Below are 12,414 nucleotides of genomic sequence, written 5' to 3'. Positions count from 1 at the left end.
ATAATATTATGTCTGTAGAAAACACTGCACCGATTCACTCGAAGCGAACCATGTATGTGGCGATCGCTATTGTTGGAATGATGTTCTTTATCTTTGGATTTGTATCTTGGGTGAATGCAATCCTGATACCGTATTTCAGGATTGCTTGTGAGTTGACACATTTCCAATCTTATTTGGTAACATTTTCCTTTTATATAGCCTATCTGGTAATGTCTATACCTGCTTCTTACGTTTTGAAGCGGGCTGGTTTCAAGAAAGGTATTATGTACGGTTTCTTTTGTATGGCGACAGGTGCATTGCTATTTGTACCGGCAGCATTAATGCGTACTTATGTAGTTTTTCTTGTCGGCCTTTTCTCGATAGGTACCGGATTGACAATATTACAAGCAGCAGCCAATCCCTATATTACAATTGTTGGACCGATAGAGAGTGCAGCTAAACGAATCAGTATAATGGGTATCTGTAATAAGTTTGCGGGTATTATAGCTCCGCTTATTTTTGCAGCTGTTATATTGAAAGTAAGCGATGCTGCCATATTCGACCAATTAGATGCTGGTTTTTATACAGAAGAAGAGAAGAATCTGGTTCTTGATGGTTTGATTCGCCGGGTAATTTGGCCGTATACGGTTTTGAGTGTATTCTTATTTGCAGTAGGTATATTCATTCGTTATTCGGTGTTACCGGAGATTAACCAGGAAGAAGAAAATAAAGAAGAAGATAGTGTAGGTGGAGGAGGACATACTTCCATATTTCAATTTCCATATTTAATTTTAGGCGCATTCGCCATGTTCCTTCATGTTGGTACTCAAGTAATAGCAATAGATACGATTATTGGTTATGCCGATTCAATGGGAATAAACTTACTTGAAGCTAAAGTATTTCCATCGTATACCCTGACTGCTACTATTTGCGGATATTTACTAGGCATAATATTAATTCCTAAGTATATATCGCAGACGCGTGCTTTCCAGTTCTGTTGTATTTTAGGATTGATCTTGTCACTTGGAGTCGCGTTATTCCCCCATATTGATGTTTCCCTGTTTGGACATGAGGCTAATCTTTCTATTTGGTTTCTGGTAGGATTGGGATTCCCTAACTCATTAATTTATGCAGGTATATGGCCTCTTTCAATTAAGGGATTAGGACGTTTCACCAAAATCGGTTCTTCTTTATTGGTGATGGGGTTGTGTGGTAATGCCGTACTTCCGTTAACATACGGACATTTGGCAGATATGTTCTCTATACATGAAGCTTATTGGATATTGATTCCCTGTTATCTTTATTTGATCTTCTTTGCCTTATACGGACATAAGATCACGTCATGGTCGTTTAAAAAGAAATAAAATAAATATGCAACGAACAATAATAAAGAATGCAAAACTACTTCTTCCCCAAGGTGTGATGAAGAATGGTTTTCTGATTTGTTCCGATGGGAAAATAGTAGGGCTGGGAGAGGGCGAATGCTCTGTTTCTCCGGAAGATCTGGTTATTGATGCAGCTTACAATTATGTATCACCGGGTTTTATAGATATGCATACTCACGGTGCCGGCGGATATGATTTCATGGATGCCACACTGGAAGCTTATCTGGGAGCGGCAGAAATGCACGCTAAACATGGCACTACAGCTCTTTTGCCCACAACGCTTACCAGCACAAATGAAGAACTGTTTCATACGTTTGAAGTCTATACCAATGCGAAACAACAGAATAAGAAAGGGGCTGCTTTCCTCGGTTTACATCTGGAAGGCCCTTATTTCGCTTTGAGCCAAAAGGGAGCACAAGATCCGAAATACCTTCGGAATCCTTCTCCGGAAGAATATATGGAGATACTGAATGCCACGAATGACATCGTCCGTTGGAGTTTGGCTCCGGAATTAGACGGAGCCATGGAGTTCGGACGGGAATTGACATCCCGGAATATCCTTCCTTCTATCGCTCATACGGATGCTATATATGAAGAAGCCATACAGGCTTTCGATGCAGGCTTTACACATATAACTCATATGTATTCCTGCATGTCATCTATTACACGTAGGAATGCGTATCGTTATGCAGGAGTGGTAGAAGCGGCATATATGATAGATGATATGACGGTAGAGATCATTGCCGATGGCGTGCATTTACCAAAAAGTCTGCTTCAATTCGTCTATAAGTTCAAAGGAGCGGATAAAATCGCATTGGTCACTGATTCCATGCGTGGGGCAGGTATGCCTGATGGTCCGTCTATTTTGGGTAGTCTTGAAGGAGGTCAGTCCGTTATTATAGAAGATGGTGTGGCGAAGTTGCCGGACCGTACAGCATTTGCCGGAAGTGTTGCCACTGCCGATCGTTTAGTCAGAACCATGGTACAACTGGCAGAGGTCCCACTTCCGGAAGCTGTTCAAATGATAACAGCCACTCCGGCCCGTATTTTGAAAATAGACGATAGGAAAGGTTTTCTGTCTGTTGGTATGGATGCCGATATTGTCATTTTCGATGAAGATATAAATGTAAGATCAACAATAATCGCAGGGAATATAATACACAATATTTAAAATATAATGGAGTTTAGAAAAGAAGAATTGACGGTTAAGGCATATCCTACCCGTCAAGAAATGGGAATTAAAGCGGCTAAAGATGTTGCCGCATGCATACACAACCTGTTGCAAGAGAAGGACGAAATCAATATGATATTTGCAGCCGCTCCTTCACAAAATGAGTTTTTAGGGGCATTGATTGCCGATACCACTATTGAATGGAACCGTATTAATGCTTTCCACATGGACGAATACATTGGATTAAAGGAAGACGCACCACAGGGATTCGGGAATTTCCTGAAGGAAAAACTTTTTGCCCGTGTGCCTTTTAAGAGTGTGACTTATATAAATGGTCAGGCTGACGTTGCCGACGAGGAATGCAACCGATACTCCGCACTTCTGAAAAAATATCCGGTAGACATTGTCTGCCTTGGTATAGGAGAGAACGGACATATTGCTTTCAATGATCCACACGTAGCAGACTTTAACGATCCTGTATTGGTAAAAGTAGTATCTTTGGATAATAAATGCCGGATGCAGCAAGTACACGACGGATGCTTTAAGGATTTATCCGAAGTACCGGAGCAAGCATTCACACTTACTATCCCTGCGTTGACATCAGCGCCGCATATGTATTGTATCGTACCGGCTACAACAAAAGCTCAGGCTGTGTATAATACCATCAATGGGGCTATTACAGAAGAATGTCCGGCGTCTATCCTTCGGAAAAAGAATGGGGCCGTATTGTACCTGGATGCAGACAGTGCATCTCTCCTCAAACTCAAAGAGAAAGTTTTTGCATGATCTTTGATGTATGAATAATGAAGATATACACAAAACAGAATGTCGAATCAATAAAAAATAAATGATATGAGACGTAAAATTATATCCATCGTAGTTCTGGCATGTTTAGCCATAGGAATGACTTATGCACAACAAGTAATAAAGGTTGGTATCATTGGGTTGGATACATCCCATTCACCGGCTTTTATGGGTATGCTGAACAGTGAAAATCCTAAACCTGAGTTTGCCGGTTTTAAAATAGTTGCCGCTTATCCTTACGGATCTCAAACAATTGAAGTTAGCAAGAAACGTATCCCCGGATACATTGATAAGGCCAAAGAGAATGGCGTTGAGATAGTGAAATCCATTGCAGACTTGATTAAGAAAGTAGACTGCGTTATGCTTGAAACAAACGACGGAAACCTCCATCTTGAACAAGCTGTCGAAGTTCTGAAAGCCGGCAAACCGATGTTTATCGACAAGCCTATTGCTGCTGATCTTACAGAAGCTATTGCCATCTTTATGTTGGCTGATAAATATAATGTCCCCATCTTTTCTTCTTCCGCTTTGCGCTTTGTTCCACAGAATCAGGATTTGCGCAATGGAAAGTTTGGAAAGATTATAGGTGCAGACTGCTGCTCTCCGGCTCCGGGCGAACCATCTCATCCCGACTTTGCCTGGTACGGTATCCACGGTGTTGAGACCCTTTATACCGTTATGGGAACAGGCTGTCAGGAAGTATCCCGCATGTCGACAAAAGGTACTGATGTTGTTGTCGGTTTATGGGAAGGCGGACGCATTGGTACTTTCCGCGGTATTCGTCAGGGGAGAGATGCATATGGTGGAACAGCCTATTGTGAAGGTGGTAAAGTTCAGGTTGGAGAATATAGCGGCTATGAATGTCTGTTAGTTCAGATCGTAAATTTTTTCAAGACAAAGGTAGTCCCTGTTGCTCCTGAAGAAACCATTGAAATTTTTACTTTTATGGAAGCTTCTAACGAAAGCAAGCGTCAGGGTGGTTGCCCTGTTTCTATGCAGGCCGTATATGATAAGGCCCGGTATGAAGCTGCAAAAATTGTTGCTAAATATTAAAGATAAAAAGATTCCCGTATCTATGAAATACGCACTATATATGATGTCGTTCCTCCTGTGTGCCTGTAATCCGGCATCGAAGAAGACTACAGACAATACCGCCGATCAAAAGGATGAGGTAAAACTGATAACTTTGGCTCCCGGCCACTTTCATGCGGCCCTGGTGCAGAAGGAAGCATTGGCACAGGTAGACAGTACCGTCTATGTTTATGCTCCCGACGGACCTGAGTTGGACAGTCATCTGAAACTTATCCAATCCTACAATAACCGTGATGTGAATCCCACGCATTGGAACGAAGTAGTCTATCGCGGTAGCGATTTTCTACAACGTATGTTGAAGGAGAAGAAAGGCAATGTCGTTATCTTGGCCGGTAATAATCGTGACAAAACCGACTATATCCTCAAATCCGTTAAAGCAGGTTTCAATGTTTTGGCAGATAAACCGATGGCGATAGACAAACCCAGCTTCGACAAGCTGGTGAACGCTTTTCAGGTTGCTGAACAGAACGGAGTCCTTTTATACGACATCATGACTGAGCGTTATGATATATGGAGTGAAATACAGCGCCGTCTGATGCAGTCGCCGGACGTATTTGGCGAACTTATCGATGGTACGGAACAAGAACCGGCAGTATCCGTTTCCAGTGTTCATCATTTTTATAAAGTGGTATCGGGGAGTCCGCTGATTCGCCCTGTATGGTATTACGATGTAGAACAGCAAGGCGAAGGTATCGTGGACGTCACCACCCACTTGGTCGACTTGATTCATTGGAAATGTTTCCCGGATCAGATCATTGATTATAAAACCGATGTCAGCATACTTAATGCCAAGCATTGGCCTACCACTCTGTCTAAGGAACAATTCGCTTTGTCCACGGGCTATCAGACATATCCGGATTTCCTGCAAAAGTATGTTTCCGGTTCTGATCTGAACGTCTATGCAAACGGATCATTCCTTTACAATGTGAAAGGAAAGTATATCGACATTAGTGTGATTTGGAACTTTGAAGCTCCGAAAGGTGCGGGCGATATCCACAAGTGTATCATTAAAGGTACGCAGGGTACGCTCTCCATATTGCAAGGAGAAGAACAAGGTTTTGTTCCCAAGCTATACGTTACAAATAATAACAAGATAAATAGAACCACTTACCGTCTGCTGTTGGATAAGGTTATTGAGAGCCTGCAGACGGAGTATCCCGGACTGTCACTGAACGATGAAGGAGAGCGTTGGGAGATTATCGTGCCCGATAACTTCAAAGCCGGACATGAAGCTCATTTCGCGTCTGTCATCAGGAAGTACCTGGGTTACTTGAATCAAGGGAATATTCCCGAATGGGAAATTCCCAATATGCTTACGAAATATTATGTGACCACAACCGCCTTAAGTATGGCGAAGGACTCTGAATAGTCCTTGAAACTACCTATGTACATTTTATATCAAAAAAGGGTGCGTCCGAGAGGATACACCCTTTTTCAGTTATATAAAAGTCATCGTTTATTCAGCCTTGGGAGTTTCAGCAGTCGTATCAGTTACGGCTGTGTTATTGTTAGTTTCCCAATGGAATGGCTCAAATTCAGTATCTTTACTCACCCATGAAGGTTTTTTGGAAGCATAGATTACAAATGGGGCAGCAATAACGATAATTGCTCCGATAATCAGTACAGTAAACCAAACTGCGTTACTTCCCACCGCAATCTGACTTGGTGGAATGAAGCTCAGAATAAATGCCAGCAATGATCCGCAGAATCCAAGCCCGCCAATAAACCACATCAGGCCGTTACCATGTTTACCGATACGGAACGGACGGTTAGCTTTCTTCATCCGATAACGCAATGCGATAGCTCCGGAGAACATTAACAGATACATCACCAGATAAAGAATTACCGTAAGCTGTGACAATATCTGATAGAAACTTTGTACCGAAGGCATTACTACGAACAGCAAGCTCAGAAGAGTAACCGCACAGCCCTGTACCAATAGAATATTCTTTTGAACACCTATCTTGTTTGTTTTCTGGAAGAAAGGAGGAAGGTAACCTGCTTTTCCCACTGTAAAAATACCTTTAGACGGACCTGCAACCCATGTCAATACACCGGCAAGCACACCGAAAGCTAACGCTATGGCAATGATAGGAGACAACCAGGAAGCATGGATAAATTTAAAGTAATTGTCGAAGCCCACAAGCAAACTCTGTGTCAGGTTAATGTCTTTTTCAGGAATGATAACACCCAATGCAAACGTTCCCAGTACAAAAATGACCACTGTAATAAGAGCACCGATAAACACAGCCTTCGGATAGTTCTTAGAAGGATTCTCTACATCCTTTACATGGATACCGCCCATTTCCATACCTGCATAAAACAAGAATATACTGGATGCAAGCACTAAATTATCGAACTTGGAAAAGTCCGGGAAGAAATTGCCGCTGAAATCCATGTTTGAATGACCGCCCATAGATAAATAAACAATTCCCAGAATGATAAGCAACGCTGCCGGAAGAATAGTACCTACTATACCACCCACTTTAGCCACTTTACCTACCCAACTCAAACCTTTTAATGAGATAAACGTTGCCAACCAATAGATAATAAGCACTACTGCCAGCGTATACATTTTATTTGAAGCCAGTACCATGTCGTGCGCATCATTCATCCCGATAAAAGCAATGGATACTGCACCGAAAGTAAGTACTGTAGGATACCAGATAGTACTTTCTATCCACTGCACCCAGATGGCCAGGAAGCCCCACTTCTTTCCGTAAGCCTCACCAACCCAGCGGAACACTCCGCCTTGTTTATCTTGAAACATCGCAGCCAACTCCGCCGCAACCAAAGAGGTTGGTATAAGGAACACAATAGCCGCGAATAAGTAGTAGAACGCCGAGCTTAGTCCATAGACAGCTTCGGCAGGCAGTCCACGCAGAGAAACAACCGCCGTTACGTTCATAATTGCGAGAGTAAACACTCCCAACTTCACTGTTTTGTTGATATTTGCCATAGATTTATGTTTTTATAAAGTGAATCTAACTGCTCACTTTGCGTTAAGTCTGTCGTTATAACAATAGACCATTACAGATGTTTCAGTATCTCCCTGTGAAACTTGGTTAATTAACAAATAGCCCTTTGAAACAATTCCCTTTCGCATTTTGTTGTTCTAAACTCAATCGTTCACATATAAAACAGAATAATAAGATGAAAATGGCCGTCTACGATTTCGTCCTGCGTAAGAAAGGGATATATGGAATACTCCACATCATGATCCTCTTGCTTTCACTTTTCCTGGTGATCAGTATTTCAGTGGATACATTTAAGAATATCCCGTTTTACACACAGAGTTCATACAAGAAAATACAATTGTACATCTGTCTTTTCTTCCTGTTCGACTTCTTTTTGGAATTTTTCTTATCAAAAGACAAAATGCGTTACCTCCGTACCCATTTTATCTTCTTTCTGGTAGCCATACCTTACCAAAATATTATCAGTTATTACCATATAGACTTTTCAGATGAGGTAAATTACTTTCTTCGTTTTGTTCCGCTCGTTAGAGGCGGCTATGCACTTGCCATCGTGGTAGGTTGGCTGTCGTACAACCGTGCATCCGGTTTATTTATCTCTTACGTCACGATGTTGTTTGCTACGGTATATTTTGCTAGCCTTATCTTCTTTGTATTAGAGCATAAAGTAAACAGCGGAGTGAATAATTATGGGGATGCACTTTGGTGGGCCTTTATGGACGTCACTACTGTAGGGTCTAACATTATAGCTGTTACCACTACAGGACGGATTCTTTCTGTTGTACTTGCTGCGTTGGGCATGATGATGTTTCCAATCTTCACAGTATATGTTACAAGTATCGTACAGAAAGCTAACAAAGATAAAGTAGAGTATTACAACTCGCAATCAGCTGAAAAAACGGTATCAGTCACCACCAAGTCGCCGGATTCTGAAAAATAACGCAAAAATTACAAGCCTTCGACAGTCCTTAGGATAACAGAGTAGCTGTAGATAGGTATACATAAAGAGCGCAGACGGTGCGGAGGTATGCCTAATCGTTCCCAAAGGAATTTCTCTATTGCATAAATCTGCGCGCATCTGCGCTGTATATGTAGCCTGCGTCTGTCGACGGGGCTACAGGTCACTAGTTATGGTTTACTCAATGGCTACGCCCTCACCGTTGAATACATTCAGCCCAAGCTTGTTCATGATGTACTTTATGGCAAGCTGCGCCTTTACGGAGTTGCCCGATTCATCCAATGGAGGTGCAAAAGCCGATATACCCATTACACCGGGCAAGACACCCATTACACCACCGCCTACACCAGTCTTGGCAGGTATACCGGAGGTGTAAAGCCAGTCGCCGGTACGTTCATAGAACCCGACAGTGGAGATAAGCGATGTAATTTTAGGCGACAGTTCGGGGTCGAATATCTGTCTTTGGGTAACAGGATTCATACCTCTGTTGGCAATTGTGGCGGCAGCTACCGAAAGCTGTTTGGCAGTAATGCCGAGCGAACATTGACGGGTGTAGAGATCGAGTGACATATCCGGATCATCGTAAATCCGGTTGTAATTCTTCAACAGCCAGGCTATGGAGCGGTTGTTGAAGTTTGTTTCACTTTCCGATTTATACAACTCGTCGATTAACTGCGGCGCACTGCCACACAAATCGGTGATATTAGACACGATAGCATCCCATTTTTTGCCTGAATCGCCAATCGGTTCTACCATACTGCATGCAGTAATAGCTCCGGCATTCACCAGAGGGGTGGAAGGATGGTCATTTTCCAGCAAGATAGCAATAATTGAATTAAAGGGCAATCCTGTAGCGTCTGCACCTATCATTTTCAGGAGCTTTTCGGCACCATACTGGCGTAATACAAGAATGGCTGTGTGTACTTTCGACACGGATTCTATTCCGAAACGATACGAAGTGTCGCCAATCTCGATTACCTGTCCGTTTAGCAAGCAAATGCTGATACCAAACAGATTTGGATTTATATTGGCGAGGTAAGGAATATAATCGGCATTTTTACCGTCTGTATTGTCTTTGAACTGTTCGTGTGCCTGAGCAGCTACCTCTTGCAGTTGTGATATAGTTATCTTCTTCTCCATACTTTAATTACTTCTTTTTAGCGTTGCAGACGGCAGTATGTGTAAAGACTTTACCTTTTACAGGAACATTCTTATCCTGTGCAATACGGGTAGGAGTCGGATATTCCAGCTTTTCAAGGTCGGTAATAGCATTCTTGATATCACCCAGCAACATATCGGCCATATCGCGGCTGAATCCCTGACGTACCACTACACGCATAACTACATAATCATCCAAATTCTTTGGTAAGGTATAGGCTGGAACCATCCATCCGCTTTGCTGTAGTTTGTCTTGCAAATCGTAAAGAGTCCATTTGGCAGTATGCGCATATTCCGGTTTCAGGTACCATATAAACAATGGGTTCACTACATCTTCACTGTAGTTTACGAATGGTGCCATCTTTCCGATTTCCTGGTGGATGTATTTTGAAATCTCCATACAGTTATACTGTATTTGTTTGTAGCCTTCAAAGCCTAAACGGATGAATTGATAGTATTGACCCAATATTTGAGCGGCCGGACGTGAGAAATTCAGTCCTACCTGTGTAATATTTGCACCCAGATAGTTTACGCTGAATGACATTTCATCGGGTAAATATTCTTTGCCTTTCCATACAACCCAACCTAAACCGGGATAAACAAGTCCGAACTTGTGTCCGGAGGTACTGATGGACAATACCCATTTCAAACGGAAGTCCCATTTTTGTTCGGGGTTCAGGAATGGAAGGATAAATCCGCCACTGGCTGCATCTACATGGATAGGAATATCAAAACCTGTTTTTGCATTGTAAGCATCTAGCGCTTTATCAAGGGCTTCTACGTCATCATTCAAACCTGTCCACGTAACACCTTGGATAGGTACGATACAGATGGTATTTTCGTCACACATTTTAAGAGCCTCTTCCGGATCAAGCGTAGTTTTGTCTAACGTAAGAGGTACCTGACGCATTTCGATTTGCCAAAGTTGTGCAAACTTTTCCCAAACTACCTGGAATCCGGTAGATATAACGAAATTTGGCTTGTCAACCGGTTTTCCCTGTGCCAATCTCTTTTTGCGCCAACGTAACCATGCTGCCACACCTCCAAGCATACATGCCTCGGAAGAACCAATGGCGAGAGCTCCTGTTTTCCATTTTTCAGGATCGGGAGAATTCCACAGATTAGCCATAATGTTGATACATTTAGCATTCATAACGGCAATGCGAGGGTATTCTGTCTCGTCGATGTAGTTAATGTTGATTGCTTCATTCATTAATTTGGTTGCGTAATCATCCATATAGGTTGTTACGAATGTGGCAAGGTTTAAACGAGGTTGAGTCTGTGCGAAAGTTTCGTCTTTTACCATTTGGTAGGCAATTTCCGGGGTAGTAGGGCCATCTGGAATTTTGTCTACAGGAGCAGGATTCAACATTGCTTCGGAACCGAAGATTGCCGTCTTGGCATCACCATTTCTGAAATTTGCGTCTTTCATTTTTTTCTAGTTTTTGATGTTAATACTCTAGTTTTGTCCGACGAAGTAGTTACCATTCATCGAGCGTTTATGCCAAAACAGATACTTAATCGGAATGTTCCGGCCGTTTACATAATTTCGTGTTTTTTAGTTAGGGATGCGAAGATGATGACTGAAAGACTGTTGTAGTGTAAACTTTCGTCAGATATGATTTGTTTTGGTAAAATATAAAACGAATCGTATGAGAATACAAACAGGTCAGGGGAGTATCCCTCTTATCATATTAATAGGAATATGGTCTATATCGGCATTGAACGCGTTGCCGGGATTGGCGGTATCTCCCATACTTGGAAAGTTGTCGGTTATCTTTCCCCAGTCTACCGAACTGGATATACAGATGCTTTCGTCATTACCCTCGTTATTGATTATCCCTTTTATCATCTTGTCGGGGAAGCTGAACGAGAAAGTGAACACTATCATCTTATTGCAATCGGGATTGGTAATATTTGCATTAAGTGGTGTGCTGTATTTATTGTCCAACAAGATGTGGCAGCTTATTGCAGTAAGCGCGTTAATGGGAGTAGGATCGGGGCTGATTGTTCCGTTGTCTACCGGACTTATTTCCAAGTTCTTTATCGGACCTTACCGTACGGAACAGTTCGGCTTGAGCTCGGCCATTACGAATGTTACGCTGGTATTAGCCACTATCGTAACGGGATATCTGGCTGAGATAAACTGGCATTTGCCTTTTGCTGTGTATCTGCTTCCGGTGGTATCCATTGTTTTGTCTTTCTATCTGAAAAATAATATGGAACAGGAGAAAAAGAAGATTCCTACGCGGTCTGAAATGAATCTGCAGGAAGACGAAACATCTGTTATACAGGGAAAATTCGGGGTGGATATAAAGAAACTGGTACAGATTATGTTGTTCTATGGGTTGTCTACTTATTTGGTGATTATCGTGAGTTTTAACCTTCCTTTTTTGATGAAGGAATATAAGTTCAACAGTGGTAATTCTGGTTTGATGATCTCCTTGTTCTTTCTCGCTATCATGGCGCCCGGATTTTTCCTGAACCAGATAGTTGGCCTGCTTAAAAAGAAAACAAAGTTTTACAGCATGCTGAGTATAGCTGTGGGAATGGCTCTTATTGTTGTCACTCGAACGGAGTGGTTGATAGGGCTGGGGTGTATTCTTGCCGGCATCGGATATGGTATTATCCAGCCGATTGCTTACGACAAAACCACCCGTACTGCCATCCCGCGCAAGGTGACGCTGGCACTAGCATTTGTTATGTCGATGAACTATCTGGCTATCTTGCTCTGCCCGTTTATAATAGATTTTTTCCAGTCAATGTTGCATGTAAAGTCGCAACAGTTTGCATTCATTTTTAATATGTGTATTGCCATAGCGGCAGCGGTATGGGCATACATGAAACAGGATTCTTTTTTATTCAATGATAAACTATAAAACTAAATAACGA

Annotated in this window: 10 protein-coding genes; 7 read left to right on the top strand and 3 right to left on the bottom strand. The window is 42.2% G+C overall.

From position 1 onward, the window contains the following. Nucleotides 1–8: 8 nt before the first annotated feature. From C1721_RS13990 to C1721_RS13970, 5 genes are all read left to right on the top strand, one after another. Nucleotides 9–1,343 (top strand): sugar MFS transporter, encoded by a 1,335-nt coding sequence (locus C1721_RS13990; RefSeq protein WP_102408833.1) that lies wholly within the window; start codon nucleotides 9–11, stop codon nucleotides 1,341–1,343. A gap of 7 nt (nucleotides 1,344–1,350) precedes the next feature. Continuing rightward, complete coding sequence (nagA, locus tag C1721_RS13985; protein WP_102408832.1) at nucleotides 1,351–2,535, top strand: N-acetylglucosamine-6-phosphate deacetylase; 1,185 nt, start codon at nucleotides 1,351–1,353, stop codon at nucleotides 2,533–2,535. Between the two features lie 6 nt (nucleotides 2,536–2,541). Then, a complete protein-coding gene (locus tag C1721_RS13980; protein WP_102408831.1) occupies nucleotides 2,542–3,321 on the top strand; it encodes a glucosamine-6-phosphate deaminase in 780 nt (259 codons plus the stop codon). Between the two features lie 66 nt (nucleotides 3,322–3,387). Further along, the gene (locus C1721_RS13975) at nucleotides 3,388–4,392 is read left to right on the top strand and encodes a Gfo/Idh/MocA family protein (protein ID WP_102408830.1); all 1,005 of its coding nucleotides are present in this window, start codon (nucleotides 3,388–3,390) and stop codon (nucleotides 4,390–4,392) included. 22 nt (nucleotides 4,393–4,414) lie between these two features. Continuing rightward, complete coding sequence (locus C1721_RS13970; protein ID WP_102409503.1) at nucleotides 4,415–5,800, top strand: putative oxidoreductase C-terminal domain-containing protein; 1,386 nt, start codon at nucleotides 4,415–4,417, stop codon at nucleotides 5,798–5,800. A gap of 87 nt (nucleotides 5,801–5,887) precedes the next feature. Here the strand turns inward: C1721_RS13970 and gadC are convergent, their stop codons facing one another. Next, a complete protein-coding gene (gene gadC, locus C1721_RS13965) occupies nucleotides 5,888–7,390 on the bottom strand; it encodes a glutamine/gamma-aminobutyrate antiporter GadC (RefSeq protein ID WP_102408829.1) in 1,503 nt (500 codons plus the stop codon). A 194-nt stretch (nucleotides 7,391–7,584) separates the two neighbouring features. Here gadC and C1721_RS13960 point away from each other — a divergent pair, with 194 nt between their 5' ends. Beyond that, nucleotides 7,585–8,346: a potassium channel family protein gene (locus tag C1721_RS13960; protein ID WP_102408828.1), complete on the top strand. Its 762-nt coding sequence runs from the start codon at nucleotides 7,585–7,587 to the stop codon at nucleotides 8,344–8,346. A gap of 195 nt (nucleotides 8,347–8,541) precedes the next feature. Here the strand turns inward: C1721_RS13960 and glsA are convergent, their stop codons facing one another. Together glsA and gad are read right to left on the bottom strand one after the other, a co-directional pair. Further along, nucleotides 8,542–9,504, bottom strand: coding sequence for a glutaminase A (glsA, locus tag C1721_RS13955; RefSeq protein ID WP_102408827.1), 963 nt, complete (start codon nucleotides 9,502–9,504; stop codon nucleotides 8,542–8,544). Nucleotides 9,505–9,511: 7 nt separating this feature from the next. Beyond that, entirely contained in the window at nucleotides 9,512–10,954 is a 1,443-nt protein-coding gene (gene gad / locus C1721_RS13950) for a glutamate decarboxylase (protein WP_102408826.1), read from the bottom strand. 220 nt (nucleotides 10,955–11,174) lie between these two features. Here gad and C1721_RS13945 point away from each other — a divergent pair, with 220 nt between their 5' ends. Then, nucleotides 11,175–12,401 (top strand): MFS transporter, encoded by a 1,227-nt coding sequence (locus tag C1721_RS13945; protein WP_102408825.1) that lies wholly within the window; start codon nucleotides 11,175–11,177, stop codon nucleotides 12,399–12,401. Nucleotides 12,402–12,414 lie beyond the last annotated feature (13 nt).

The sequence above is a fragment of the Parabacteroides bouchesdurhonensis genome (assembly GCF_900186615.1).
Taxonomy (GTDB): domain Bacteria; phylum Bacteroidota; class Bacteroidia; order Bacteroidales; family Tannerellaceae; genus Parabacteroides; species Parabacteroides bouchesdurhonensis.
The sequence above is the reverse complement of the archived record's forward strand: the minus strand, read 5'-3'. Positions and strand labels throughout refer to the sequence as shown.